This window comes from Dactylosporangium sp. NPDC051485, assembly GCF_040682015.1.
GTDB lineage: Bacteria > Actinomycetota > Actinomycetes > Mycobacteriales > Micromonosporaceae > Dactylosporangium.
This window is the reverse complement of record NZ_JBFAZW010000100.1, coordinates 13525-39510: the sequence shown is the minus strand read 5'-3', so window position 1 is coordinate 39510 and position 25986 is coordinate 13525. Positions and strand designations below refer to the sequence as shown.

At 74.3% G+C, this 25986-nt stretch carries 21 protein-coding genes; 12 read left to right on the top strand and 9 right to left on the bottom strand.

Annotated features, from left to right (window positions below):
• The 3 genes from AB0M46_RS39900 to AB0M46_RS39890 all read right to left on the bottom strand — a co-directional run.
• On the bottom strand, positions 1–4221 hold a 4221-nt coding region (locus AB0M46_RS39900), incomplete at its 3' end, for an FtsK/SpoIIIE domain-containing protein (protein ID WP_363345072.1).
• Positions 4218–5303, bottom strand: a complete 1086-nt coding sequence (locus AB0M46_RS39895) for a hypothetical protein (RefSeq protein WP_363345070.1) — start codon at positions 5301–5303, stop codon at positions 4218–4220. The genes AB0M46_RS39895 and AB0M46_RS39900, both read right to left, overlap by 4 nt.
• Positions 5300–5791 (bottom strand): sigma-70 family RNA polymerase sigma factor, encoded by a 492-nt coding sequence (locus AB0M46_RS39890; protein ID WP_363345068.1) that lies wholly within the window; start codon positions 5789–5791, stop codon positions 5300–5302. The genes AB0M46_RS39895 and AB0M46_RS39890 overlap by 4 nt, the downstream gene beginning before the upstream one ends.
• 218 nt (positions 5792–6009) lie before the next feature.
• On the opposite strand from AB0M46_RS39890, the gene AB0M46_RS39885 reads away from it, so the two are divergent.
• The 8 genes from AB0M46_RS39885 (at position 6010) to AB0M46_RS39850 (ending at position 16119) form a co-directional block, all read left to right on the top strand.
• Entirely contained in the window at positions 6010–6879 is an 870-nt protein-coding gene (locus tag AB0M46_RS39885; RefSeq protein ID WP_363345066.1) for an AraC family transcriptional regulator, read from the top strand.
• 229 nt (positions 6880–7108) lie between these two features.
• A complete protein-coding gene (locus AB0M46_RS39880; protein WP_363345065.1) occupies positions 7109–8437 on the top strand; it encodes a hypothetical protein in 1329 nt (442 codons plus the stop codon).
• Positions 8434–9408: a glutamate ABC transporter substrate-binding protein gene (locus AB0M46_RS39875; protein ID WP_363345063.1), complete on the top strand. Its 975-nt coding sequence runs from the start codon at positions 8434–8436 to the stop codon at positions 9406–9408. Before AB0M46_RS39880 ends, AB0M46_RS39875 begins: the two co-directional genes overlap by 4 nt.
• Before the next feature lie 11 nt (positions 9409–9419).
• Positions 9420–10622, top strand: a complete 1203-nt coding sequence (locus AB0M46_RS39870; protein WP_363345061.1) for a hypothetical protein — start codon at positions 9420–9422, stop codon at positions 10620–10622.
• Positions 10619–13024, top strand: a complete 2406-nt coding sequence (locus AB0M46_RS39865; RefSeq protein ID WP_363345060.1) for a tetratricopeptide repeat protein — start codon at positions 10619–10621, stop codon at positions 13022–13024. Before AB0M46_RS39870 ends, AB0M46_RS39865 begins: the two co-directional genes overlap by 4 nt.
• Positions 13024–14085 carry a protein phosphatase 2C domain-containing protein gene (locus AB0M46_RS39860; protein ID WP_363345059.1) on the top strand — a complete coding sequence of 354 codons (1062 nt, stop codon included), beginning with the start codon at positions 13024–13026 and terminating at the stop codon, positions 14083–14085. The genes AB0M46_RS39865 and AB0M46_RS39860 overlap by 1 nt, the downstream gene beginning before the upstream one ends.
• The gene (locus AB0M46_RS39855) at positions 14082–15368 is read left to right on the top strand and encodes a VWA domain-containing protein (protein WP_363345058.1); all 1287 of its coding nucleotides are present in this window, start codon (positions 14082–14084) and stop codon (positions 15366–15368) included. The genes AB0M46_RS39860 and AB0M46_RS39855 overlap by 4 nt, the downstream gene beginning before the upstream one ends.
• A gap of 13 nt (positions 15369–15381) precedes the next feature.
• On the top strand, positions 15382–16119 hold the full coding sequence (locus tag AB0M46_RS39850; RefSeq protein WP_363345057.1) for an FHA domain-containing protein: 738 nt from the start codon (positions 15382–15384) through the stop codon (positions 16117–16119).
• A 65-nt stretch (positions 16120–16184) separates the two neighbouring features.
• Here AB0M46_RS39850 and AB0M46_RS39845 read toward each other — a convergent pair whose 3' ends face one another.
• Together AB0M46_RS39845 and AB0M46_RS39840 are read right to left on the bottom strand one after the other, a co-directional pair.
• Positions 16185–16859, bottom strand: a complete 675-nt coding sequence (locus AB0M46_RS39845) for an alpha/beta fold hydrolase (protein WP_363345056.1) — start codon at positions 16857–16859, stop codon at positions 16185–16187.
• Between the two features lie 19 nt (positions 16860–16878).
• The gene (locus AB0M46_RS39840; protein WP_363345054.1) at positions 16879–18033 is read right to left on the bottom strand and encodes a YbfB/YjiJ family MFS transporter; all 1155 of its coding nucleotides are present in this window, start codon (positions 18031–18033) and stop codon (positions 16879–16881) included.
• Positions 18034–18153: 120 nt separating this feature from the next.
• On the opposite strand from AB0M46_RS39840, the gene AB0M46_RS39835 reads away from it, so the two are divergent.
• Positions 18154–18738 carry a TetR/AcrR family transcriptional regulator gene (locus AB0M46_RS39835; RefSeq protein ID WP_363345052.1) on the top strand — a complete coding sequence of 195 codons (585 nt, stop codon included), beginning with the start codon at positions 18154–18156 and terminating at the stop codon, positions 18736–18738.
• Positions 18739–18847: 109 nt separating this feature from the next.
• Here AB0M46_RS39835 and AB0M46_RS39830 read toward each other — a convergent pair whose 3' ends face one another.
• The gene (locus AB0M46_RS39830) at positions 18848–19444 is read right to left on the bottom strand and encodes an XRE family transcriptional regulator (protein ID WP_363345050.1); all 597 of its coding nucleotides are present in this window, start codon (positions 19442–19444) and stop codon (positions 18848–18850) included.
• Between the two features lie 143 nt (positions 19445–19587).
• Here AB0M46_RS39830 and AB0M46_RS39825 point away from each other — a divergent pair, with 143 nt between their 5' ends.
• Complete coding sequence (locus AB0M46_RS39825; protein WP_363345048.1) at positions 19588–21189, top strand: MFS transporter; 1602 nt, start codon at positions 19588–19590, stop codon at positions 21187–21189.
• A 25-nt stretch (positions 21190–21214) separates the two neighbouring features.
• Here the strand turns inward: AB0M46_RS39825 and AB0M46_RS39820 are convergent, their stop codons facing one another.
• Both AB0M46_RS39820 and AB0M46_RS39815 read right to left on the bottom strand, forming a co-directional pair.
• The gene (locus AB0M46_RS39820) at positions 21215–22678 is read right to left on the bottom strand and encodes an alpha/beta hydrolase-fold protein (protein ID WP_363345046.1); all 1464 of its coding nucleotides are present in this window, start codon (positions 22676–22678) and stop codon (positions 21215–21217) included.
• 221 nt (positions 22679–22899) lie between these two features.
• Entirely contained in the window at positions 22900–23463 is a 564-nt protein-coding gene (locus AB0M46_RS39815; protein WP_363345044.1) for a hypothetical protein, read from the bottom strand.
• A 109-nt stretch (positions 23464–23572) separates the two neighbouring features.
• Between AB0M46_RS39815 and AB0M46_RS39810 the strand changes: the two genes are divergently transcribed.
• Both AB0M46_RS39810 and AB0M46_RS39805 read left to right on the top strand, forming a co-directional pair.
• A complete protein-coding gene (locus AB0M46_RS39810; protein WP_363345042.1) occupies positions 23573–24688 on the top strand; it encodes a histidine kinase in 1116 nt (371 codons plus the stop codon).
• Positions 24685–25326 (top strand): response regulator transcription factor, encoded by a 642-nt coding sequence (locus AB0M46_RS39805; RefSeq protein ID WP_363345040.1) that lies wholly within the window; start codon positions 24685–24687, stop codon positions 25324–25326. The genes AB0M46_RS39810 and AB0M46_RS39805 overlap by 4 nt, the downstream gene beginning before the upstream one ends.
• Before the next feature lie 154 nt (positions 25327–25480).
• On the opposite strand, the gene AB0M46_RS39800 is transcribed toward AB0M46_RS39805, so the two are convergent.
• Positions 25481–25945, bottom strand: coding sequence for a MarR family winged helix-turn-helix transcriptional regulator (locus AB0M46_RS39800; protein ID WP_363345038.1), 465 nt, complete (start codon positions 25943–25945; stop codon positions 25481–25483).
• Between the last annotated feature and the right edge of the window lie 41 nt (positions 25946–25986).

The window sequence follows — 25986 nt, the reverse complement described above, 5'->3', positions numbered from 1 at the left end:
GTCGCGGCCGCCGGCGGCCACGTCGCGCAGGACCTTGTCGGCGGCCGGGTTGGTGAGCAGGTCGGCGTCGTCGACGACGACCGCGACCGGGCCGCCGAGCTCGTCCATCGCCTGCGCGACCGCGTCCGCCGCCGGGTCGGGGTCGTCGAGCAGCCGGACCCGCGCCTGGCGGCCCAGCGCCCGCAGCGGCGACTCGCGCGGCGTCAGCACCACCAGGCCGGTGCCGCCGGTGAGCAGCGAGACCGCCATCGCGGCCAGGGCGTTGCTGCGGCCCGACCCCGACGGCCCGCCGACGTAGAACGCCGCCGTCGCCGTCAGGTCCACGACGACCGCGCCGCCGTCGTCGCCCCCGACGCCGAGCAGCGCCTGCAGGGGCCGCCGCTGCCCGGCCGGGACGAGGTCGTATGCGGCCGTGAAGTCGATCCGCCCCGGCAGCGGCGCCACCGGGAACGGCGCGGCTCCCCCGCCGGACAGGCCGGCGCCGATGGTACGCAGCGCCTCGGCCTGGGCCTGGCCGCTCTCGTCGGCGTCCAGCAGCGCGATCTGGGTCTCGGTGCGGCTCAGCACGTGCCAGCCCCGACCGGCCACGATCGTGCCCGGCACCTTGCTCGGCGGGATGCCCACCAGCTGGTAGTCGTTGCGGTCGGCCTGGCGCAGCAGCAGCTTGTGGTCGTTGTGCGCGGCGAGCCGCCCGCCGAGCAGGGCCCGCTCCGAGGTCGCGATGACGTGGATGCCGGCCGCCGCGCCCTCGCGGACCAGGCGGGTGATGTCGGTGAGCAGGCGGCCCTGGTCGTGCTCGTCGAGGATCGGCGCGAGGGCGTCCCACCCGTCGACGAAGAGCAGGATGTGCGGCGGGCGCTCGGCCGCGGGCAGGCGGCGGCGCAGCTCCACGATCCCGGCGGCGTTCGCCCGGGCGCTGCGCTCCTGCCGGTCGGTGAGCTCGCGGCTGAGCCTGCGCAGGAGCCGCTCCAGGCGCTCCACGTCGTGACGGGACACCACGGCACCGCAGTGCGGCAGGGTCTCCAGCGCCGCGAGGCCGCCGCCGGCCGCGTCGATGCCGTACATGTGCACGTCGGCGACCGCCGCCCGGCGCGCCGCCGACCCGGCGATCGTGCGCAGCACCTGGGTGCGGCCCGAGCGGGGCGCGCCGACGACGTAGAGGTGCCCGAACGTGGCCAGGTCGACCGTCGCCGCCCGCCGCTGCTGCAGCGCCGGCACGTCCTCCAGCGCGTACGGTATCGGCGGCGGGACGCTCGGATGGCGGTCCTTCGGCACCGGCACGGCCGGCAGCCGCGCCAGCAGCACCTTCTCCTCAAGCGCCGGCAGCCACGGGCTGGGCTGCGCCGCGAAGTCCTCGAGGCGCTCGGCGGCGGCCCGGATCGCCTCGACCAGGGCCTGCAGGTCGGTGGGGACGACCGGGCCGGGCAGCAGCGGGTCGACGTCCTGCACCGGCAGCTCGACGGGCCGGCCCAGGCGCTGCCAGGACAGCTCGGCGGTGCGGACCCGGTCGGCCACGGGCGGTACGGCCGGCGGGGCCTGCTCCGGCTCGGCGTCGGGCCGTTCGGCGCCGACCCACGCGGACTGGAACGGCACGGCACTGCGGTGCCCGGCGCGGATGAACGCCCGGCCCGGCGTGCCCGGCGAGATGTGCACCGCGTCGCCGGTGTCGATGATGTCCTGGCTCTCCACGGTGTCGGTGACCCGCAGGGCGATGCGCAGGTTGGTGTTGGCCTTGATGTCCGGGGTCACCGCACCGGCGGGACGCTGCGTGGCCAGGACGAGGTGGATGCCCAGCGACCGGCCGCGCTGCGCGATGCTGATCAGGCCGGGCACGAAGTCGGGCAGCTCCCGCACCAGGGTCGCGAACTCGTCGATGATGAGCAGCAGCCGCGGGAGCCGGGCCAGGGTGAGGTCGGCGGCGCGCTTGGCCCGGTACGCCGGCAGGTCCTTCGCCTCGGCGGCGGCCAGGATCCGCTCCCGGCGGCGCAGCTCGGCGCCGAGGGAGTCCATGGCCCGCTGGACCAGGTGCGCGTCGAGGTCGGTGACCATGCCGAGGGTGTGCGGCAGCTGCGCGCACTCCCGGAAGGCGCTGCCGCCCTTGTAGTCCACCAGCACGAACGCCAGCTCGTCGGGGCGGTTGGTCGCGGCGAGCGAGGCGACGAACGCCTGCAGCAGCTCGGACTTGCCGGAGCCGGTGGTGCCGGCGACCAGGCCGTGCGGGCCGTCGCGGACGAGGTCGAGGCTGAGCGGCCCGTCGTAGCCGCTGCCGAGCACGAACGTCGTCGAGGCCGGCCGGCGCCGCCAGCGCTCCAGCAGCGCGCCGGGGTCCGGTGGCTCCTGCTCGATCAGGTCGAGCAGCCGCACCTGACGGGGCAGCCCGGCGTCGTGCTCCGGGCTCACGTCGCGCAGCGGCGCCAGGGCCCGGGCCAGCCGGTCGCACCAGGCGACCGGCACCAGGTCGGCGCGGATCCGCTCCAGCGGCGCGGTGCCGGTCCGGCGCAGGGTCAGCGTCGCGCTGCCGGCGGCCACGACCGCGCCGCACTCCTCGGGCAGCAGCCGCTCCTGCTCGTCGAGGCAGACGCTGAAGATCCGCACCCGCGGTCCCTCGGCGAGGATCTGCACCATGCCGGGCACGTCACGCAGCGCCCGCGCGCCGTCGACGACCACGAGCACGTCCGGGTCGGTGAACATGGCCCGGCCCATGGAGGAGCCCAGGATTCGCTGCCGGGCCTGGACCTGCGCGACGAGTTCGGCGACGCGGTTGGCGATGCTCTCCGGGTCGTTGCCGATGGCGGCGTGCGGCCCGTGCGGCCCGGCCGGACGCAGGTGCGGCAGCCAGCGCACCCAGCTCCAGCCCTCGGCCCGCCCGGTGCCCTCGGCGCTGGTGAGCACCACGATGCGCAGGTCGCGCGGGCTGTGCAGGACCGCCGACTGGGCCACAAACCAGCGGGCCAGCGCCTGGACCGGCTCGGCCGCGCCGACGACGCCGAGCACCCCGCACTCGGGCAGTTCCAGCCCGACCGGCACGTCCCGGATCGTCCAGCGCACCGTGCGGTGGTTCTCGTCGCGGGCCGGGTCGTCGATCTCCTTGACCGACGGCACGTCGACGGTGCCCAGGCGCAGCAGCAGGTGGTCGGGGTCGCGGCGGCGGCGCTCCCACAGCCGCGCGCCCGGCCCGATCGCCATCAGCCCGGCGGCGGCCGGGTCGGGGCCGGTGACGCAGCGGACCTCCCGCTCGCGGCGCACCGCGGCGTCGATCTCGTCCGCGAGGCTGCGCATCCGTTCGGTGTACCGCTGGTGCTGCTCCTGATGCTGCTTGCGGTTGGTGCGCCGGCCCACCATCCAGTTCGTGACCGCCATGATCGGCGTGAACAGGATGAAGACCAGGTAGAAGTACGAGTGGAAGGCCCCGACCAGCACCAGCCCCAGCACGATCGGGGCGAGCATGATCAGCAGCGGGAACGGCTGGCGTGGCGTGCGGCCGGGCGGGTTGGGCAGCCGGACGCGCTCGGCATCCAGGTGCGGGGCGATCCGCGGCGGCCGGTTGTAGTCCAGGCCGAAGCCGTCGGCTGACGCGGCGACGGCGGCGTCGGGCTCGACGGGCGCGGTCAGCCGCAGCAGGGCCGGGCCGGCGATCAGCTCGGTGCCGTCGGCCCAGCTTCCGCCCCGCCCGCCGCGAGTGGTCCGCTGGGCGGTCGGCAGGCCGGTGACCGGGTGCGGGTCCGGCGGCGGGGTCACGTCGGTCGGGCGCACGGCGTCGTCGGGGCGGGTCAGGTGCCAGCTCGCGGACCCGTCCGGGGCGACGGTCACCCACAGGCCGCCGTCCGGCGCCCCCGGGCCCTCGATCCGGATCGCGCAGCGCTCGCCGGACCCGATCTCGTGGCTGCCGGCGCCGAGCAGCCAGGTCGCCCCGGCTCCGGGGCCGGAGACGAGGTGTACCTCGGCCAGCCGCGGCCCGCCCCGGGTGAGGTCGCCGCGCCGGCCGGTGGCGGGCGGGGCGGGCGCGCCGAGGCCGATCGTGCTGCCGGGGCGGATGCCGCTGCCCCGCACCGGGGCGTCGGGCGGGAGCGGGCGGCGCTCCAGGTAGATCGGGCCGGCGGCGGCGACCGGGCCCTCGACGGCCTCGGCGAGCGATCGGACGGTCGCGCCGTCGGGGACGTCGACGACGTGGTCCCGGATGGTGCCGTCCGCCGCGTCGTACGCGCTCAGCATCACCTTCATGCCGTCTCCCGGCCCCGTGAGGGCCGCCCCACGGCGGCGTCGTCGAACTCCGGCTCGTCGAACTCGTCCACCGCGCTCGCCTCCGCGGACACCTGCGCCGGCTCCTGAAACGCGCGCGGTTCGCGGGCCGAGACGCCCGTGACGACCTCGACCTCGGGGCCGAGATCGTCGTCCCGCTCCCCCTCGCCCGCCGCCGGCGGCGCGGGAACCTGAGCGGCCAGCCGGGCCACAGCCTTGGGCAGGGCGGCCGTCTCGATGTCGATCGGGACGCCACCGACGCGGACCAGGCCGCCCTTCGCGCACACCAGCAGCCGGGCGTGGCCGCGGGCGCCGCCGATCGCGAGCACCCGCGCACGTCCCGGGTCGTCGACCGGCTCGGGGCAGACCACGAACGCCGCGCCGCCGGGGCGCACGGACGAGCCGGAGAAACCGGGGTGGACGCCCGCCGTGACCAGCACCGAGCCGGGTGGCAGCGCCAGGTCGAGCTGCGCCGCCACGGCCTGGATCAGGGCCCGGGCCGTGCGAGGGTCGCCGGTGCCCGCGGTGAGGGGCGGGCCGGTGTGCAGGTCGAGGTACACGACGAGGTCCCGCCCGCGCTTGCCGTCGACGCCCATGGCGACGAGCGCCGGATCGCCGTCGACGGCCTGCGGCAGCTCGGCGGGGTCGGCCCACCACAGCCGCGGGTCGGCCTCGTCGGCGGTGAACGGCGGCGGGGCGGCGCCGGGGTCGCGGGCGGCGACCAGGACGCCGGCGGCGGAGGGCCCGACGAGCACCGCGTACGGCTGGGCCTCCCCGTGCCCGGCGGCCTTCAGGGCCCGGCGCGCGGTCTCGCGGGTCGCCGGATCGCCGAGGGCCTGGGTGAGGCGGCGCAGGCTCTTGCGGTACACCAGGAACACGCGCACGGGGCGCACGGACGCCGCGCCGGTCAGCGCGATCTCGCGACGCGCCCGGCGCAGCACGACCCGCCAGCCACCGGCGCGGCGGGCGGCCCGCGAGGCGAGCACGAGCGCGAGGATCAGCAGGCCGAGACCGCCGATGAGCAGGCTGAGCGGGCCCCGCTGGCGGTTGAGCAGGTCGATCACGCGGCCGCCGATCCGAGGGTCTCGCGCAGCGCCCGGACCGCCGTGTGGGTGCGGCTCTTGACGGTCCCGAGCGGGATGCCCAGGCCCGCGGCCACCTCCTCGCCGCCCCGGCCGAGCAGGTGCACGTGGACGAGGATCTCGCGCTGGGCGGCCGGCAGGCGGCGCAGGCCGTCGGTGAGCACGACCCGGTCGCAGACGGCCTCGGCGACGTTGGCGTGGTCGGGCCGGTCGGCGAACAGGTCGGCGGCGAGCCCGGCGGGCACGGCGCGCCGCTTGCGCCACGCGTCGATGACGAGGTTCCGGGCGGTGCGGAACAGCCACATCCGGATCGGGCGGGTGTCGCGGCCCAGGCGGTCGGCGTCCTGCCAGGCCCGCAGCAGCGTCTCCTGGACGATGTCCTCGACGTGGTGCGGGTCGGTGACCACCAGCGAGGCGACGTACCGGTGCAGGGCGGGCCGCTGCTCGATCAGCTCGTAGCCGAGGCTCAACAACGTTCCTTCCGCGGTTGTGCACATTCCTGACGGAATCTGCCTGGTTCCGGCCAGCACCAGGTGAACGCCACGTGACGGAACGGCCACCCCGTCGCTACATGTCAAACATGTCCATGCATGCGCGACACGTGGCCGCGCGCATGATCGGATCGGGCCACGGCGATCGGGCGCAGCGGGTGCGCCTTCGGCCAAGGTTGACACCGGAAGGAGGCTTCATGATCTCGGCACTCAACCGGCTCGTCGACCTCGTCGAGGAGCACCTCACCGAGGACTTCGACGTCAAGGACGTGGCCAGGGCGCTCGGCACGACCGAGTACCACCTCCGGCGGATGTTCTCGTCGTTGGCCGGCATGCCGCTGTCGGAGTACGTGCGCCGCCGCCGCATGACCGTCGCCGCCGCCGACGTCGTGCGGGGCGAGGCGGACCTGCTGACCATCGCCGTCCGGCACGGATACGGCTCGGCCGAGGCGTTCGGACGAGCGTTCCGGGCGGTGCACGGCGCCGGCCCCGGTGACGTCCGCCGCGACGGAGGCCCCCTTCGCACACAACCACAGCTCAGGTTCCGCCTGACCGTCGAAGGGAGCAAACGCATGGACACCCGCATCGTCGAGCACCCAGCGCTGCGGCTCGTGGGGCACGCGGCCCGCGTCCCGCTGATCCACCAGGGCATCAACCCGCACATCCAGCGGCACATCACCGCGCTGCCGAAGGAGGAGCACCCGCGCCTGAAGGCCCTGAGCAACACCGAGCCGGCGGGCTTGCTCGCGGTCAGCGACGACCTCGATCCCGACCGCACCGAAGGCAGCGAGCTGACGTACCTGCACGGGGTCGCCGTCGCTGCGGACACGCCGGTCCCCGAGGGCCTCGACACCATCGAGGTCCCGGCCGGCAGGTGGGCGGTCTTCCGGACCTCGGGGCCGTATCCGCAGGCCCTCCAGGAGGCCTGGGCCGCGACCGCGACCGAGTGGTTCCCCTCCAACCCGTGGCGTCTGCGGCCGGGTCCGGAGATCGTCGCGGTGCTCGAGCGTGCGGCCGACTACAGCACCGCGACCTGCGAGCTCTGGCTGCCCGTCGAACCGGCGTAACGAGCGACCCGGTCCGGCCCGCTCGTTACCGAAACCGGGATAGCGAGCGGGCCGGGCCGGCCCCGACCCCACGCCGCCGTCTAAGGTCGGCGCGAGCAGGCAGCGGATAAACGGGGGTAAACCGGTCGTATAGGTATCGCCGGTGGAGCGGTGTCGGCTACTTGACCGTCCCCGCTACGGTGTGCGGCACAAGCCTGCACAGGGGAGGGCCACTGAGAATGAGGCAGAGATGGCCCAGCTAACGGCGCCCGCACATGTTGCCCCGCCGGTCCGGCGCGGCGAGGTCAATCGCGTCACCGCCAGGATCCGCAGCACGCCGGGGCGGCTGGTGGTCGTCATGCTGGTGTTGCTCCTCGTCGGCCTCCTGGCCGGCACCGCCTGGGTGATCGGTTCGGCACAGCGTTCGTCCGCCGCCGGTGGGGCGCGCACCGGCGGCGGCCGGCTCGCCGTGCAGGCGCAGGAGCTCTACCGTGCGCTGTCGGACGCGGACGCCACCGCGGCGATCGCGTTTCTGTCCAGCGGAGTCGAGCCCGCCGACCTGCGCAACCGCTACCAGTCGGACATCTCCGCCGCGACCGCCGCGCTCGCCGCCGTGGCCAACGGGGGTGCCAGCGACAAGGCGGCGATCCAGCAGATCTCCGCGCAGCTGCCGGTCTACACCGGCCTGGTCGAGACGGCCCGCAGCTACAACCGGCAGGGCTACCCGGTCGGGTCGGCCTACCTGCGCGAGGCGTCGGGGCTGATGCGCGGGCAGCTGCTGCCGGCCGCCCAGCGGCTCTACGACCGCGAGACGACCGGCCTGCAGGAGGAACGCGACGACGCCGCGTCACTGCCGTGGCTGGCGCTGCTGCTCGGCATCGGCCTCATCGCGGGGCTGATCCGGGCACAGCTGCGACTGAGCCAGCAGACGAACCGGACCTTCAACGCCGGGCTGCTCGCCGCGACGCTCGTCGCCGTCGTCGTCGTCCTGTGGAACGGCATCGGCTGGGCGGTGGTCGCCGCACACCTCGGCGCGGCCAACCGCGACGGCTCGCGGCAGGTGGAGTTGCTGGCCAAGGCGCGCATCGCCGCGCTGAACGCCCGCGGCGACGAGGCGCTGACCCTGGTGGCGCGGGGCAGCGGAGCATCCTTCGAGCAGGACTACGCCGTACAACTCGGCACGCTGGTCAGCGGCGACAAGCGATCCGGCCTGCTCGACCGGGCCAGGGCGGCCGCCACCGACGGCGCGGTGCGCGCGTCGGTCGACGCCGCGATATCCGACGTCAATGCCTGGCTCGCGGTGCACAAGAAGCTGCGCGCGGCCGACGACGGCGGTGACTTCCCGGGTGCGGTGAAGCTCGCCATCGGCGCTGAGACCGACAGCGCCGCGACGATCTTCAACCGGCTCGACGGCGTGCTCGCCGAGGCGATCCGCGCGACGAGCGCGGTGTCGGACACACGCGGCGCCGAGGCGGCTGGCGCGTTCGGCGGCCAGACCGGCGGCGGTGTCCTCCTGACCATCGTGCTGCTCGCCGGGATCGGCGTCGGCTACCAGCAGCGGATCGCGGAGTACCGATGACGACAACACGAATGCGGGTCACCCGAGCCCTGGCCGGGGCGGTCCTGCTGTCGCTGCTCGCCGCCTGCGCCGCCACCACCGACAAGACCACGGCACCGGCGCCGTCCTTCGCGCCGGCACAGCCCGTCGGGGTCAAGAACCCGGCGGAGATCCCGAGCGCCGCCGCCGGCTCGCAGAACAACTGTGACGTGCGCCACTCCAGCCTGCGTCCCGCGTCGGGCAACCCGGCGTCCGGACCGACCCTTTCGGCGATCAAGTCGCGGGGGCGGCTGGTGGTGGGCGTCGACCAGAACACCTACCTGTTCGGATACCGCGACCCCGCCAGCGGGCAGATCGTCGGATTCGACGTCGACATCCTCCGCGAGGTCGCCTTCGACCTCTTCGGTGACCGCAACGCGATCCAGTTCACCGCGATCACCTCCGCGCAGCGAATCCCGGCGATCCTGAACAAGCAGGTCGACCTGGTCGCCGAGACCATGACCATCACCTGCGACCGGCTGCAGCAGGTCGACTTCTCCAGCGTGTACTTCGAGGCCGGCCAGCGGGTGCTCGTGCCCAAGGACTCCACCGCGACGGGCATCGCCGACCTGGGCGGCAAGACCGTCTGCGCGGCCGACGGCAGCACCTCGATCCGCAACATCGCCACCGCGGCGTCCAAGCCGGTCCCGGTGTCGGTGCCGGACTGGACCGACTGCCTGGTGCTGTTGCAGCAGGGCCAGGTCGCGGCCATCTCCACCGACGACACGATCCTGCAGGGCCTCGCCGCGCAGGACCCCAACGTGAAGCTGGTCGGCGACAAGTTCACCGACGAGCCGTACGGCATCGCGGTCAACAAGAACGCCAACGACCTGCTGCGGTTCGTCAACCGCACCCTGGAGCGCATCCGTTCCGACGGCACGTGGCAGGCGATCTACACCAAACAGTTGCAGGCGGCCGCCCCGAGCCCGCCGCCGGCCGGTTACCGGGACTGATGCGGGTGGACGTGCCATCGATCAGTCGCGACGCGGCCGACCAGGTGCTCGCCGGTCTCGGCGCCGGCTACGACCGGATCGCGGCCGCGATGTACGCCCTCGACAGCAGCCCGGCGCTGGGCTTCCTGCGCGGCGACGGCCTCACCGGGGCCACCGCGACCAGGTGGCAGACGCTGAGCAGCGAGGTCGACCTGCTGTGGGCGCAGTTCACCGTGCTCAACGAGGCGCTGGAGCAGGCGCGCACCATCCGCAACGCCAACCGGCCCGGCGATCCGCAGTGGACTGAGCTGGGCATCCTGCTCCAGGCGCCGGCCATCGGCCTCAACAGCGCCGGCATGCCCGCCGACGGCAGCTCCCCGCCGGCGACCTGGATCGGGCTGTGGGATCTGGCGCAGCAGCTCGAGCGGCGCTGCGCCGCGGCGGCCGCGTTCCTCTCCGAGGTCGACGCGGCCTGGACGGCGGTGGCGAGCCGGCTGGGACCGGTCGCCGAGGCGCTCGACGCGGCGACGGCCCTGGCCGCCGAGCTCGGCGTGCCGTCCGACGTGGGGCCGGCCGCCGCGCGCTTCGCCGACGTACACCGGGCATTGCTCGCGGACCCGATCTCCGCGGCCCCCGGCGGCCGGTTCGCCGCCCAGGCCGACCGGGCGCTGAGCGACGTCGCCGCCGCCGTCGACGCGGTCCGCCGGCGGCTCGCCGACATGGCGCGGCTGCGGGACTCGTATCCGCAGCGGGTCGCGGCGCTGCGCCGCCTCGCCGACGAGGTGCTCGCCGCCGAGCGGGAGACCGCGGACACCTTCGCGCGGGTCACCGGGAAGATCCTCGCGCCCGGCCTGCCGGCCCCGCCCTCCTCCGGTGCCGCCCTGCACGCGACCGCCGAAGGGCTCGACCAACTGGGCCGGGGCGCCGGCTGGGGCCGGCTCGCCGACGGCCTCGCCGCGGCCGAACAGGCCGCGGCGCGGGCCAAGCAGCGCGCCGCCGAGCTGCGCGACAACGCCAACGGGCTGATCGCGCGCCGCGACGAGCTGCGCGGCCGGCTCGACGCCTACCGGGCGAAGGCCGCGAGCAAGGGGCTCGGCGAACACAGCGAGCTCAGCACCCGCTACGACGATGCGCACGCGCTGCTGTTCACCGCGCCGTGCGACCTGCGGGGCGCCACCCGCGCGATGGTGGCCTACCAGCAGACCCTGAACACGCTGTTGGAGGAGCAGGCATGAGGTGTACCAGGCCCGGATGCACCGGCGCGTACGCGGCCGACGGCTACTGCGACGAGTGCGGCCACAAGCAGGCGCCCCGCACGAGCGGGGTCTCCGGCCAGCCGCCGGTCGCCCCGTCGCCCGCGACGCGGACGGGGCCGGCCAGGTTCTCGGAGCCCGACCCCGCCCGCACCGCCGCGGCCCGGCCGGACCCCGCTCGCACCGCCGCCGCCAGGCCCGACCCCGCCCGCACCGCCGCCGCGCGGCCCGGTCCCGCCCCGGTGACCGGCGCCGCCCAGACCTTGGGCACGCTCGGCGGTCGCTCCACCGGCGCCTCGACCGGGGGCCGCCGCAGCGGTTCCGGCAGCAGCCGCGGACGCCTCGGCGCGGGCTACGTCGCCGTGCCGCCGGTGCCGCTGCGCGACCCGTCGACCGCCATCAAGCGCAACGCCAGCGTGCCCGAGTCGCAGCGCTTCTGCAGCGCCTGCGGCGAGCCGGTGGGCCGCGGCCGCGACGGGCAGCCCGGCCGCACCGACGGCTTCTGCCCGCGCGACCGCACGCCGTACTCGTTCACGCCCCACCTGCAGCCCGGTGAGCGCGTCGCCGGCCGGTACGAGATCCTCGGCGCCCTCGCGCACGGCGGGCTCGGCTGGATCTACCTGGCCCGCGACCGCAACATCAGCGAGTCCGGCGCCGACCGCTGGGTCGTGCTCAAGGGCCTCATCAACACCGGCGACCAGGACGCGCTCGAGGCGGCCATGGCCGAACGGCGGTTCCTGGTCGAGATCGACCACCCCAACATCGTCAAGATCCATGACATCGCCGAACATCCCGACAGCAGGACCGGCGAGATCATCGGGTACATCGTCATGGAGTACGTGGGCGGCAAGTCCCTCAAGGACCTCGCCCTGGAGCATCTCGGCCCCGACGGCCGGCGGGTGCCGCTGCCGCTGGAGCACGTCCTCTCCTACGGCATCGAGGTCCTCAACGCGATCGGCTACATGCACGATCACGGCCTGCTCTTCTGCGACTTCAAGCCGGACAACGTGATCCACACGGAGGAGCGGCTCAAGCTCATCGACCTCGGCGCGGTCCGCCGCATCGAGGACCAGGTCTCGCCGCTGTGGGGCACGCCCGGCTACCAGGCGCCCGAGCTGGCCCAGGCCGGCGCGTCGATCGGGTCGGACATCTACACGGTCGGCCGGACGCTCGCGGTGCTCAGCTTCGACTTCGGCGGATTCTCCAGCACGTACGTCCACAGCCTGCCCACCCCCGACGACGTCGAGCTGCTGCGCGGGCAGGAATCCTACTACCGGCTGCTGCGCCGGGCGACCGACCAGGACCGGACCCGCCGGTTCTCCTCGGCCGGCGAGATGGCCGAGCAGACCCGCGGTGTACTGCGCGAGATCCTCTCCGCCGCCGACGGCGTGCCGCGGCCGGAGAACTCGACGCAGTTCACCCCGGAGCGCCGCGCGTTCGGCGCCACCGGCGGGATGGAGCCGCTGACCGGCGCGGCCGTGGCGGTCGCGCTGCCGCTGCCGCTGGTCGACCCGACCGACCCGGCGGCCGGCACCCTCGCCACGCTCAACACCACCGACGTCCCGGCGACCATCGCCGCGCTGCGCGGTGCGCCGATCCGCACCGTCGAGGTCACGCTGCAGCTGATCAGGGCCCTGGTCGAGGCCGGTGACCTGGCCGGCGCCGAGCGCGAGCTGCAGGGTGTGCCGGCCGACGGCGACTGGCGCCGCGACTGGTCCGAGGGCCTGATCGCCCTCGCTGCCGGTGTACCGAAGCGGGCGGAGGACGCGTTCGACAGGGTCTTCGACGCGCTGCCCGGCGAGCCGGCCGCACAGCTCGCCCTGGCCGCCGCCAACGAGCTGGCCGGCGAGCGCGCCTGGGCCGACTGGCGGTACCAGCGGGTCTGGAGGGTCGATCACAACTTCGTCAGCGCCGCGTTCGGCGTGGCCCGGATGCGCCTCGCCGGCGGCGACCGGCCCGGCGCCGTCGCGGTGCTCGACGAGGTGCCCGACATCTCCACCCACCACGTTGCCGCGCAAATCGCTGCGGTACGCGCCGCGCTGCACACCGAGAGCGGCCCGCTCACCCCCACTGACTTCCTCGACTCCTCGAACCGCCTCGAGAAGCTGAAGCTCGACAAGCAGCGACGGGCGAAGCTCGCCGTCGAGATGTTCCACGCGGCGCTGGACTGGCTCGGCGTCGACAAGGGGCCGGGCGCCGCGGTTCGCCCCGCGCCGGCCGTCGCCGCCACCGGCCGGCTGCTCGGCCAGGGCTTCACCGAGCGGGAGATTCGGTTCGGCCTCGAACAGGCCTACCGGTCGCTCGCCGCGGACGAGTCGGACCCGATCGCCCGCTACGCCCTCGTCGACCAGGCCAACGCGGTACGCCCCCGGACGGTGTTCTGATGGCGCGGACCGCCTGCCCGGACTGCGGCGAGCCGGTGCGGCCGGGCGACCACTTCTGCGAGGCGTGCGGCCACGACCTGGACGCGCCCGCGTCCGCGGCGCGGGACAGGCCGCGCAGCGCCTCGGTCCGTTGGCTGACCGCGACCGAGATCGCCGACGCCTGCCCCGCCTGCCGGGGCCGCGACTTCGGCGCCGACGGCTTCTGCGAGGAGTGCGGGCAGCGCCGGCCGACCGCGCGCGACCACACCGAGCTCGACCTCGGCGCGGTCGCCGCCGTCACCGACATCGGCAGCCGCCACCACCGAAACGAGGACGCCGTGGCGATCGGCGTCCTCGACGGCGCGGTCGCCGTCGTGGTGTGCGACGGCGTCTCGTCGTCCAGCCGGCCCGACACCGCCTCCCATGCGGCCGCCGACGCCGCGATGGCGGCGCTGCTCGACGGCCTCGCCGACGGCGACGACCGCGACACCTCGATCATCGCGGCGACCCGCGCTGCGCAGGCCGCCGCGACGGTGGTGGCCGGCGCCCATCCCGGGCCCAATCCGCCCAGCTGCACATTCGTCAGCGCGGTGCTCACCGCCGACGCGATCACCATCGGCTGGGTCGGCGACAGCCGCGCCTACTGGCTGCCCGACGGCGAGGGCGAACCGCTCCTGCTGACCGTCGACGACTCGCTGCGCAACTCCCTCGCCGCCAAGGGTGTCAGCGGCAAAGCGATCGACGAGAACCCGCACGCCGCCTCGCTCGTGCGCTGGCTCGGCTCCGACGCCACCGACACCGACCCCCACCTGCGCACGATCGCGCCCGAGGCGCCCGGGCGGGTGCTGGTCTGCACCGACGGGCTCTTCCGGTACCGCCCCGTCGTCGCCGACCTGGCCGCCACCGTCGCCGCCACCGCCACGGGTTCGCCGCTGGCCGGTGCGCAGAGCCTGACGCGGCTCGCGCTGGACGAGGGCGGCCAGGACAACGTGACCGTTGCGCTGGCGCCTTACCGGATCGAGGCCCTCGATGCGGCGGACGTCACCGCAGCACGAGGTTCAAGCGAAGGATCGAGGACATGACCGAGCAATCCGCGTTCACCGTCGAGGTCCACCAGAACCGCTTCCTGCCCGCCGGCGGCACCGTCGTCGACGCGGTGCTCGACGTCACCGCCGCAGGCACCGGCGGGGCCGTGGCCGGTGGGCCGCCCAGCGCCGCGCAGGTCATCATGATCGACTGCTCGGGTTCGATGAACAGCCCGTCCACGAAAATGCAGGAGGCCAAGAAGGCCACCGTGGCGGCCATCGACGCGTTGCGCGACGGCGTCGCGTTCGGGATCGTGGCCGGCCGCGGATATGCGGAGATGGTCTTCCCGGCAACGGTCAGTCTGGTGCCGGCCAACTCGCAGACCCGCGAGCTGGCCAAGGAGGCGGTGCATCGGCTCCACGCCAACGGCGGCACCGCGATCGGCACCTGGCTCACCATGGCCAACCACCTCTTCGCGCCCAGCACCGCCGGGGTCAAGCACGCGATCATGCTGACCGACGGGCAGAACCAGCACGAGACGGCCGAGCAGCTCGCCTCCGTGTTGCACGCCTGCCAAGGCCGGTTCGTCTGCGACACCCGCGGCGTCGGCGCCGGCTGGAGCGGCTCGGAGCTGCGCACCGTCGCCTCCGCGCTGCTCGGCAGCGCCGACGGCCTGCCCGACCCCGGCCAGCTCGTCGCCGACTTCAGGGCGATGACCGAAGCGGCGATGGGCAAGTCCGTGGCCGAGGCGACGCTTCGCCTGTGGACGCCGGCCGGCGCGACGGTCCGGTTCGTCAAGCAGGTCTTCCCGCATGTGGAGGATCTGACCGGCCGCCGCACCGACGTGAGCGCCCGCATCGGGGACTACCCGACCGGTTCGTGGGGCGCGGAACACCGTGAGTACCACGTGTCCATCGAGGTGCCCGCCAACGCCGTCGGCGAGGAGATGCTCGCCGCCCGGGTCAGCCTGGTCACCGGCGACCAGGTGCTCAGCCAGTCCCTCGTCCTGGCCAACTGGACCGACGAGACGGCCCTGTCCACGCAGATCAACGGCCGGGTCGCCCACTACACCGGCCAGGCCGAGCTCGCCGACGCGATCCAGCAGGGCCTCGCCGCCCGCGACGCCGGCGACGTCGAGACCGCCACGGCGAAGCTGGGCCGCGCGGTACAGCTCGCCGAGGAGTCCGGCCACGGCGACACCGCCAAGCTGCTGGGCAAGGTGGTCGAGGTCATCGACGCGCCCAGCGGTACGGTCAGACTCAAGCAGAAGGTCGCCGGCGTCGATGCCGAGCTGGCCAATGTCCGGTCCGTGAAGACCATCCGCGTCAAAGGCACCTGAGGAGGTGCAGACGATGGCAACCTGTCCCCGTGGGCACAGCTCGGTCGCAACCGACTACTGCGACGAGTGCGGCGCGCCGATCAACGCCCCGGTGCTGCCGATGCCGCTTCCGGATGTCACGTCCACGGGCGGCGCGCCGCCGGCGCCCGTGGCCGGCGGCCAGTCATGCCCGGACTGCGGTACCCCGCGCGACGGTCGCTTCTGCGAGGTCGACGGCTTCGACTTCGAGGCACAGCACCCGCCGGCACAGCAGCGCGTGCCGGACAACGGGGCCGGCACGCCGCGGCCGCAGCCCGGCGGAATCTCGCAACCCGCCGTCACCGGCAGGCCAACGCCCCCATCGCGCGGCACCCTGCGCCTCGTCGTATCCGCCGACCGGGCCTACCACGACCGCATGGCGGCCATCGACGCGCCCGACGCGGACAGCGTCGCCTTCCCGGCCTTCTGCCCCGAGCGCCGCTTCGCACTCGCCGACGGCCAGCACCTGCTCATCGGCCGGCGTAGTCGCTCGCGGGGCATCGAGCCGGACATCGACCTCACCGGCCCGCCCGAAGACGTCGGCGTCTCCCACGCGCACGCGGTGCTGATGTCCACATCCGACGGTGCGTGGACCGTGGTCGACCTCGGCTCGTCCAACGGCACCTACCTCAACGACAGCACCGACCCGGTCGCGCCCAACGTGCCGACACCGGTCAAGGAAGGCGATCAGATCCACGTCGGCGCCTGGACCACGATGACGATCACCTCATAAGTCGGAGCCCGCCGGGACTCAGCAACGCGGAGTACCCGGGCGGGACCGGTTCGGCGCCGTGGCGGTCAGCGGGTCGCGGCGACGTCGAGGAGAATCTTCAGCAGGTCCTGCGGCGTGTCGCGCATGAGGTTGTGGCCGCCGGCCAGCGCGTGCGTCGTCCAGGAGGGATCATCGCGCAGCCGCTGGTAGACCGGGGTGAACGGGGACTGGCCCTCCCACCCCGCGGCGTACAGGTAGTCGCGGCGGCGGATGTGTGCGAGGTCCCCGGCGAGTCGCAGCGGCTGGAGCAGCGAGGCGATCGGGTGCGGTGTGGCCCGCGGGTCGAAGAACGGCAGCGGCCGCACCCCGTACCCGTCGTCCACCACATCGGCGTACCACTGCCGCTCCTGGTCGGACACGAGGCGCCAGCAGGAGTCGCCGTCGTTCGGGACCATGGCGTCCACGTACACCAGGGAGTCGACGCGGTCGGCCGCGCGGTCGGCGACCCCGGTGATCACCATGCCGCCGTAGCTGTGGCCGACCAGCACGGCGTCGCGGATGTTCTCGGTGGCGAGCACCGCGGTGACGTCCTGGATGTGCGTGTCGAGGTTGACGGCACCGGGCAGCAGGTGGCTGCGCTCGCTGAGCCCGGTCAACGTCAGCGGGCGGACGGTGTGCCCGTGGGCGCGAAGGTCCTGGGTGACCTCCTCGAAGCACCAGCCGCCGTGGCACATCCCGGGAATGAGTACGAAGTTCGTCATGATCCTCTCCTTGTCGTGGTCAGACGCTTGTGGTGGCGCGGGTGGTGTGGCGCTGCGAGGTGACCGGCGTGCGGCCGGCGGCAACGGCGATCACGGCGGCGAGGACGCACAGGATCGCGGTCCATGCCAGGGTGGCCTTGGTCGAGGTGTGGTCGGCGAGCACACCGGCGAGCCACGGGCCGGCGGTCTGGCCGGCCGCGAACACGGTCGTGAAGACGGCGAGCGTGGGGGTCCAGTCGCCCGGTGCGGTACGGGCCTTGATCAGGGCGGTGACGGCGGCGGGGACGGTCATGAACGTGGCCCCGTACACCAGGCCGGAGACGAGAACGACCGGAGCCGCGGGCGATGCCAACGCCAGGGCCGCCCCACCGCCCAGCACGGCGAGCAGGAGGGCGAGGGCGCGGGCGCCGGGCCATGTGGCGATCGGGCGGCTCCACAGCACGGGTGCCGCCACGACGGCCGAGCCGAGCACGGCCCAGGTGAGCATGACCTGGGTGCGGGAAGCGTGCTGGTCGGCGAGGTAGGCGGACAGGAACGTGATGTAGGTGATGTACCCGGCGGCGAACAGCAGATAGGCCACCGCCGGCAGCCACAGCGGGCGCAACCGGGCCCGCCCGGCCGCCGCCTGCGGGTCGTTGGCCAGGTCCGCCGCGGTCCAGCTCACCGCCCCGGCCAGCGCGGCGGCGACGGCCAGCAGGACCCACGCCGCGCGCCAGTGTTCGCCGAGCACGGGGATGCTCAGGCCGCTGACGGCGATGCCGAGCCCGGTGCCGGCGAAATACACGGTGATCGGCGCGGCCGATCCAGCGCTGGCGGCGATGTGCGAGGCGATCACGCCGCCCGCGATGAACACCACCGCGCCGGCGGCGCCGGCCAACGTTCGCGCGACCAGCAGCGCCAGGTAGTTGTCACTCACGGCGGTGGCCGCCAGGAAGGCGGCCACCAGCGCCATGCCGATGCGGAAGGCGGTGCCGGCACCCCAACGCCGGACCGCCATGGGCGTGGCGAGGGCGCCGAGCAGGTAGCCCAGGCCGTTGCCGGCGCTCATCGAGCCGGCCTCGGCCAGGGTCCAGTGCAGGTCGGCGCGCATGGCCGGCAGGAGCAGCCCGTAGGCGAAGCGGGCCAGTCCGAGCGCCGAGGCGGTGCCCAGGGCCAGGCGGCAGGCACGCCACATCACCCCTGGCGTGGCTATGGGCGGTGTCCGCGGTGCTGACACGTGAGCTCCCTAGATCGAACCGATCGGTACGAACTCGGATGCTAGCAGATGACCGAACCGTTCGGTACGATCTTTGTCATGCCCGTACCCAAGGGATCGACGATCGATCCGGAGCGCACCCGCGCGGCGATCCTCGCGGCGGCCACCCCGCTGCTGTACGAGCGGGGGCTCGACGGCATCGGCGTCGCCGAGCTGTGCGCCGGCATCGGGGTGTCGAAGGAGACGCTCTACCGGCACTTCGGCACCAAGGACGGCCTCGTCGAAGCGGTGCTGGAAGCCCGCAGCGACCGGGTGATGCGATGGCTGACCGATGCCGTCGCGGCCGCCGGGAGCGACCCACGAAACCAGCTCTCGGCAGTGTTCGACGCGCTGCAGCGCTGGTACGAAGAGCCGGCCTTCCGCGGCTGCGCCATGCTGAACGCGGCCGCCCAGCACCACGTCGCCGCCGTACGTGCGATCACCGCACGCCACCTCGACCGCTACCTCGAACTCCTGACCGGCATCGCCATCCGGGTCAACGCGACCGATCCGCACCTCCTGGCGCGTCAGCTGCTCATGCTCGCCGAGGGGGCCACCATCGTTGCCGCCCACCACGATCGGTCCGACGTCGGCGAAGACGCGCGGCGGGCCGCGTTCGCCCTGCTGTCCGCGGCGGCCCGATAGACCATTCGTTCGGCGCGGCATCGACCGGTGCAGGCCTCGCCTGTTGCTCACGCCGGTCGGGCTGCAGGCCGGGCCCCTGTCACGATCGGCGCGGACGGCGCTCGGCGGCTCAGTGGGACGTCGCTGCTTTCGGTGCGGCGCGGACGTGCGCGCGTTCGCCTTGCCGGCCGACGAGGCTGAGGAACTCGACGGGGCCGGTTGCGGTGGCGCCGAACCAGTGTGGTGTGCGGGTGTCGAACTCGGCCGCCTCGCCTGAGCCGAGGAGCAGGTCGTGCTCGCCCAGCACGAGGCGAAGCGTGCCGTTGAGGACGTAGACCCAGTCGTAGCCCTCATGGGTTCGCAGCTGCGGTGGGGTGTCGTCGCCGCTGGCCGGGAGCACGAACTTGTACGCCTGGATTCCGCCGGGTCGCCTGGTGAGCGGGATGATCGCCGACCCGTCGGCGCAGGCGACGGGACGCAGGTGAATTCGCGGGTCGCCGGTGGCGGGCGCGTCGACGAGTTCGTCGAGGGTCACGCCGTGTGCCCGGGCGAGCGGCAGTAGCTGTTCGAGGGTGGGACGGCGCAGGCCCGCTTCGAGCCGCGACAGGGTGCTCACGGAGATGCCGGTCCGCTCGGCCAGGTCGGTCAGCGTCATCTCGGTGCGCAGGCGCAGCCGTTTGAGCCGCGGCCCGACGGCGTCGAGCGTGCGATCGAACTCCTCGTTCATGCCCCCATTTTGCCATTCGGCAACGGCGCTTGCCAGTTGGCCTGGCGGGTGGCGACTATTTCGGCATGGCCCACGACCTGGGGAAACCCGGTCGCGGCCCCTGAACTGCGCCAATGACCTGCACATCGACTCGAAGGACAACCGTGAGCACCAACCCTCTTTCCCCGGAGCCGGCCGGCACCGGTACGGCCACGATCGACGACCCGCGGCGGCGGCGCGCGGTCTTGCTCGGCGTATGCCTGGCGCTGATGGCGGTCATCGCCTCGGTGTCGGGGCTGAACGTGGCTCAGCCGGACATCACCGTCGAGTTCGGCATCTCGCAGAGCGGCGTTCTGTGGATCATCAACATCTACACCATCACCCTTGCCGCGCTGCTGTTGCCGCTGGGTGCGGTGGGTGACCGGTGGGGCCGTAAACCGGTACTGCTGATCGGTCTGGCGCTGTTCGGGGTTGCCAGTGCGGCCGCGGGCCTGGCCACGTCGGCGCAGCTGCTGCTGGCCTCGCGGGTTGTCGCCGGGGTCGGCGCGGCGATGATCATGCCGGTGACCCTCGCCGTGATCACGTCGAGTTTCCCGGCGCAGGCCCGGTCGCAGGCGATCGGGGTGTGGACCGGGGTCGCCGGTGCCGGCGGTCTGCTCGGGATGTTCCTGTCGGCGCTGCTGGTCGACGTCGCGAGCTGGCGGTGGCTGTTCGTCCTGCCGGTGGTGCTCGTCCTCGCCGCGGTCGTGGTGGCGGTACGGTCGATCCCGGACTCCCGGGAGGCGTTCGCGCACGGTTTCGACGGCTTCGGCGCGCTGAGCTCCGTCGTCGCGGTGGTCGGCCTGATCCTGGTACTGCACGAAGGACCCGAGCGCGGGTGGACCGACCCGGTGACGGTGGTGAGCCTGGTCGTCGGGGGCGCCGCCGCGGTGGCGTTCGTGGTCGGCGAGTCACGGCGGGAAGGCCCGCTGCTGGACGTCGGCCTGTTCCGGCAGCGGGGGCTGTCCAGCGGGTCGGTGACGTTGCTGGCGGTCTTCGGCGTGCAGGCCGGTGTCGCCGTCGTCCTCTACCCGTTCTTCCAGGCGGTGCTGGGCTGGTCCGGGTTGCTGGCCACCGTGGCGATCCTGCCGATGGCGCTGCTCATGATGGTCAGCTCCGGGCTGGCACCCAGGATCGCCGCTGGGATCGGCGGGCGCGCGACGATGGCGCTGGGTATCGCGCTGGGCGCGGCGGGGCTGGCCTTGATGGCCCTCCTCGTGTCGGTCGAGGGCGGCTATCCGTCAGTGCTGCCGGGCATCGCCGCGATGGGTCTGGGCATGGGCCTGGCGATGACGCCCTCCACCGAGGCGATCACCTCCTCGCTGCCCCGGGCGCAGCAGGGCGTGGCGTCCGCGCTCAACGACGTCACGCGCGAGTTCGGCACCGCGCTCGGCGTGGCGCTGCTGGGCGCGGTCCTGACCGCCGGGTACCGCGCGGCGATCGGCCCCCGCCTCGAAGGCCTGCCGGACGGCACCGCCGCGACCGCCCGCGAAGGGGTGTCCAACGCCCTCGCCGTGGCCGACGCGGCCGGCCCCCGGGCGGGCGCGCTGGTCACTGCCGCCAAGGAGTCCTTCATCGACGGCTGGCAGCGAGGCATGTGGGTCGGCGTCGGCGTCCTGGTCGTCCTGCTGGTGCTCGTCCTGGTCCGCGGACCGCGCAGGTCCACGACCGGCGACTCACCCGCCGAGTCGCCCGCTGACCTCGGCGTCCCGGCCGGCTCCCATTGATGGGTTGTACCGCCCGGACCGCCGGTCAGGCGCGATGGGGGCGGCCCGGGGCGGGCTCCAGGCCGCTGGTGACCATCTCGTCGCACAGCTGCGGCAGCACCCGCGCGAAGCCGGTGCTCGCGAACTGCCAGTTGTGCCCGCCGGTGTCGACGAACTGGTGGGTGACGATCCCGTCCCGGGTGGCCTCGGCGGCCAGCTGCTCGCCGACGGCGATGCCGCGGGCGTCGTCGGCGCCGGCGCCGAACCACAGCGTCACGCCGGGGTAGCGGCGGGTGCTCAGCAGCCGCGCGGGGTCGTGCGCCTGTTCGGCGGCGAGGTTGCCGCCGAACAGCGCGCTCAGGGTGTGCGCGGGGTTGCCGAGGTTGGGCCGGGCGTCGCCGCCGAAGTCGATGACGTGCCGGTAGATGTCGGGGTGGCCGAGGACGAGGTCCAGGGCGCAGGTGCCGCCCTCGGAGAACCCGACGATGCCCCAGCTCGACGGGTTGTGCTGGATCTGCAGGGTGCCGGTGATGAACGCGGGCACGTCGGCGGTCAGGTACGTCTCGGCGTTGCCCTGGGGGCTGTCGATGCACTCGGTGTCGCCGGTGGCGGAGCCGTTCTGGTCGACGACCACCAGCACCGGCGCCCGCCCGTGGTGCGCCGCGGCGTAGGCGTCGTCGGTGGACTGGCCGTGCCCGGACTTGAGCCAGTTGATCGGGGTGCCGGGCGAGCCGACCAGCATGATGAGGACCGGCAGCGTCGCGCGGCCGGGGCCGAAGTAGGCGGGCGGCAGGAACACGACGCCGGGGCGGTGCCTGAAGTGCGACCGGGTGGACGGTGCGTCGAGGCTGACGATCACGCCCTGCGCGGGCGGGGTGCCGCCGGGTGTGGCGCCGCCGATCAGGTCGTGCGCCTGCTGGCCGCTGATGGCCCCGGAGTGGCCGAGTACGTCGCCGATCTGCGGCCAGATGCCGTACTGCTGGTCGATGAGCATGAACGCGCCGGCGACCGTCGCCGGCACCGCGACCACGGCCGCCGCCTTACGCCAGGGCAGTGCCCGCCCGGCGGCCCGGCGGCGGCGCAGGACCAGCGGGCATCCCGCGAGCGCGGCGAACCCGGCACCGACCCAGATCGCGAACGACGGCGGGTAGGCGTCGGTCACCGTGCCGGTGATCCACAGGGTGAGCGCGACCAGGCCGACGAGCCCGGCGACCGACAGCAGCAGGATCGGCAGCGTGCGGGTGAGCCACCGGCGCTCGCGGCTCCAGAACGCGGCGAGCAGCAGCGCGCAGCCCACCGCCTCGAAGCCGGCGGCCACGGCGCGGTCGAGCAGCGGCACGTGATCGAACGCACCGCCCCTGGCCGCCCAGGTCAGCCCGGCCGTCGCGAGCCCCGCCGCGACCGCGGCCACCGCCGCGGCGACCCGCCGGCCGCGGGGCCGTCTGTGCCTCGTGCGCTCGGGCACGGCGAGAAGCTCGTGCGTGGGCTCCTCCGCGTGGTAGATCCCCATGACCACTAGACCCCCGCCGAGACTCCACCATGGCAGACGAGCGGAAAGGTATCCACCCGCCCGCCTCCACGGCAACAGCGGACCGTAACCGAACGGTGGCGGCTGCGGGGCGGCTGCCGTGGACCAGGATGAGGTCACCCCGGCGGGAGCATCGTGGAGTGCACCTCGGGCGTGCTCACCACCGGGTCCTACGAGCGCCAGGGCCCCGACCCGGGCGAACGTCAGCGGTTGGGCCCGCGGCCCGGGGTGAGGGTGCTCAGCAGGTGGGCCACCGTGACCCACACCGGCCAGCCGATCAGCCACACCGCGAGCACCACGCCGAGCGTCAGGGTCATGCCCTGCAGCGCCTCCGTGCGGGCCGGGTCGCCGATCCACCAGCGGCCCGCCTGCAGCAGGGCGGCGGCGATCGCGGCGCCGAGGACGGCCTTGGCCCACTCGCGCCACTCGTACCGCACCCGCTCGCTCCCCCGCTTGGGCACCTTGCGCGGCGGCGGGCCGCCGGCGAACCGGTGCGCGAACCGCGCGTCGGCCCAGCGGATCATCGACGGGCCGAACGCGACGGAGAAGCCGAGGAAGACGGCGGCCAGCGCGTGCGGGCGCCCCGCCGAGCCGCCGCCGTGCAGGTCGATGGCGACGGCGACGAGCAGCGCGAGGTCGACGACGGGGGTGGCGGCGAGCAGCGCGGCGCCGGCCCGGGGCCGCCGCAGCGGGTAGCGGGCGAGCAGGCCGGCGGCGAGCAGGACCCAGAACGCGACCTCGCACCCGGCGATCCAAGCGATCAGCATGGTACCCAGGCTCGCCGCGGATCGGGGCCGCCGCCTCGGCCTCGGCGACGGTTACCGTACATCCTTCGTCGCATTTCGCCGCCGTACACCGGGATGGAAAGATCGGGGCGTGAAGGGCCGCGCCGTGGATCTCGTGCTCGCCGGCAGCGGCCTGGCCGCCGGCGCGCTGATGTTCGTCACCGGCCAGTGGCAGGCCCAGGTCGCGCCGGCGTGGCTGTTCGTGCCGCTGGTGGTGTGCTGCGGGGCGCTGCTGCTGCGCCGGACCGCGCCGCTGGCCAGCGTGCTGGTGGGCACGGCCGCGGTCGCCGGGGACGTCGTCATCGGGCCGTCGCTGGCCACGCCGCTGGTGTACACCCAGGTGCTGTACGACGCCTGCCTGCACGGCCGGGCGGCGCTGGCCCGGGCGCTGCTGGCCCTCAGCGTGATCGGCTCGGTGGTCACCGGCGCGGTGTGCCTCGTCGTCGTGCGCGACGTGCGCGCGCTCGGGCTCGCCGTGCTCCTCGCGCTCGTCACCGTCGTGCCGATCCTCACCGGCTCCCACGTGCGCCACCACCGCGACCAGGCGGCCATCGCCCGCCGCTCGGCCGAGCAGGTGGCCCGGCTGGCCGAGGCCGACCGGGCCAACGCGGTCGCCGCCGAGCGGGCCGGGATGGCCCGGGAGCTGCACGACGTCATCGCCAACCACCTCAGCGCGGCCGCCATCCACGCAACCGCGGCGCTGTCGGCCGACCTCGGCCCGGACGGCACCCGGCAGGCGCTCACCGTCATCCGGGAGAACAGCGTCCAGGGCCTGGCCGAGATGCGGCGGATGATCGGGTTCCTGCGCGACCCCGCGGCCGTCGCCGAGGCCACCCGGGGCGGTCTGGCCGCCCTCGACGACCTCGTCGCTCACTGCGGCGTGCCGGTCGGGCTGAGCGTGACCGGCGCCCCCGAGCGGGTGCCGGTGAGCGTGGACCTGGCGGCGTACCGCATCCTGCAGGAATCGCTGGCCAACGCTCTCAAGCACGGCGACGGCGGCCCGGTCGCGGTCGCCGTCGCCTGCACGGCGGCCGCGGTCGACCTTCGCGTGGACTCCGGGCTGGCCCGCCGCCCGGTCCCGGGGCTCGGCGGCGCCGGGCTCATCGGCATGCGCGAGCGGGCCGCGCTGCTCGGCGGCACGCTCACCGCCGGCCCCGACGGCGACCGCTGGATCGTCGCCGCCCACCTCCCGACGGACGCGCCGTGACGGCCGTGCGGGTGCTCGTCGCCGACGACCAGCCGGCGGTACGGGCGGGCCTGGTGCTCATCCTGCGCTCGGCGCCCGGCCTGGAGGTGGTCGGCGAGGCCCCCGACGGCGTCGCCGCGGTCGAGCTGGCCCTGCGGCTGCGCCCCGACGTGGTGCTCATGGACCTGCGCATGCCGCGCCTGGACGGAATCGCCGCGACCCGCGAGCTCGTCGCCGCGGGCATGCGCGGGGTGCTGGCCCTGACCACGTTCGACATCGACGAGTACCTCTTCGGCGCGCTGCGGGCCGGCGCGGCAGGCTTCCTGCTCAAGGACGCCTCGGCCGACGAGCTCGTGGCCGCGGTGCGCACGGTGGCCCGCGGCGACGGCATCGTCTCCCCGGCCGTCACCCGCCGCATCCTGGCCGCCTTCGAGGAGTCGCCGAAAGACGGCAAGGACCCGGCCGTCGTACCGCTGGGGCTGCTCACCTCCCGCGAGCGCGACGTCCTGGGCTGCCTCGGCGAGGGCCTGTCCAACGCGGCGATCGCGGCCCGGCTCGGCATCGCCGAGGCCACCGCCAAGACCCACGTCAGCCGCATCCTGGCCAAGCTGGGCCTGCAGAGCCGCATGCAGGCCGCCCTGGCCGCCCGCCAGCAATAGCCGCGGCCCGGCACCAACGAGCGCGGCCCGCCAGCAATGGACGCGGCCCGGCACCAACAACCGCGACCCGCCAGCAATGGACGCGGCCCGGCACCAGCAGGCCCGGCACCAACAAGCGGCCTGGCAGCAATAACCGCGGCCCGGCACCGGCAAGCTACGGAGCGTCGCCGGGCTCGACGGCGGGCGCATCGGACGTGAGCGCGGCAAGGACCCGGTCGAGGGCCGCGCGGTCGCCGGCCGGCAGCGCCGCGGTGAGCTCCTCGTCGAGCTCGCGGGCGGCCGCTGCGCACACGCCCAGCAGCTCGCGTCCGTGCCCGGTGAGCACGAGGACCTGCCGGCGCCGGTCCCGCGCATCCCGGGTCCGGGCGACCGCGCCGAGCGACTCGAGGTGGTCGGCGAGCGCCACCACCAGGCTGGGCGCGACCCCCAGCCGCACGGCCAGGTCCTGCTGCGAGGCGACGCGCCCGGCGTCGAGCGCCGTCATGAGCGCGAGATGCCGCGGCTTGAGGTCGTACGGCTCGATCCGCGCCGCGAACCGGGTGTTCGCCAGGGCGCCGAGCACGCCGAGGCGGTACGCGACCGTGCCCGCCAGCCCCGACCCGCCCTCAGCCTCGTGCACAACCCCGATGATACGCACCCACGAACGGTTCACGGACTGAA

Coding starts and splice junctions, on each gene's coding strand:
- AB0M46_RS39885 (WP_363345066.1), top strand. CDS start 6,010: ATGATCTCGGCACTCAACCGGCTCGTCGACCTCGTCGAGGAGCACCTC.
- AB0M46_RS39880 (WP_363345065.1), top strand. CDS start 7,109: ATGGCCCAGCTAACGGCGCCCGCACATGTTGCCCCGCCGGTCCGGCGC.
- AB0M46_RS39875 (WP_363345063.1), top strand. CDS start 8,434: ATGACGACAACACGAATGCGGGTCACCCGAGCCCTGGCCGGGGCGGTC.
- AB0M46_RS39865 (WP_363345060.1), top strand. CDS start 10,619: ATGAGGTGTACCAGGCCCGGATGCACCGGCGCGTACGCGGCCGACGGC.
- AB0M46_RS39860 (WP_363345059.1), top strand. CDS start 13,024: ATGGCGCGGACCGCCTGCCCGGACTGCGGCGAGCCGGTGCGGCCGGGC.
- AB0M46_RS39855 (WP_363345058.1), top strand. CDS start 14,082: ATGACCGAGCAATCCGCGTTCACCGTCGAGGTCCACCAGAACCGCTTC.
- AB0M46_RS39850 (WP_363345057.1), top strand. CDS start 15,382: ATGGCAACCTGTCCCCGTGGGCACAGCTCGGTCGCAACCGACTACTGC.
- AB0M46_RS39845 (WP_363345056.1), bottom strand. CDS start 16,859: ATGACGAACTTCGTACTCATTCCCGGGATGTGCCACGGCGGCTGGTGC.
- AB0M46_RS39840 (WP_363345054.1), bottom strand. CDS start 18,033: ATGTGGCGTGCCTGCCGCCTGGCCCTGGGCACCGCCTCGGCGCTCGGA.
- AB0M46_RS39835 (WP_363345052.1), top strand. CDS start 18,154: ATGCCCGTACCCAAGGGATCGACGATCGATCCGGAGCGCACCCGCGCG.
- AB0M46_RS39830 (WP_363345050.1), bottom strand. CDS start 19,444: ATGAACGAGGAGTTCGATCGCACGCTCGACGCCGTCGGGCCGCGGCTC.
- AB0M46_RS39820 (WP_363345046.1), bottom strand. CDS start 22,678: ATGGGGATCTACCACGCGGAGGAGCCCACGCACGAGCTTCTCGCCGTG.
- AB0M46_RS39815 (WP_363345044.1), bottom strand. CDS start 23,463: ATGCTGATCGCTTGGATCGCCGGGTGCGAGGTCGCGTTCTGGGTCCTG.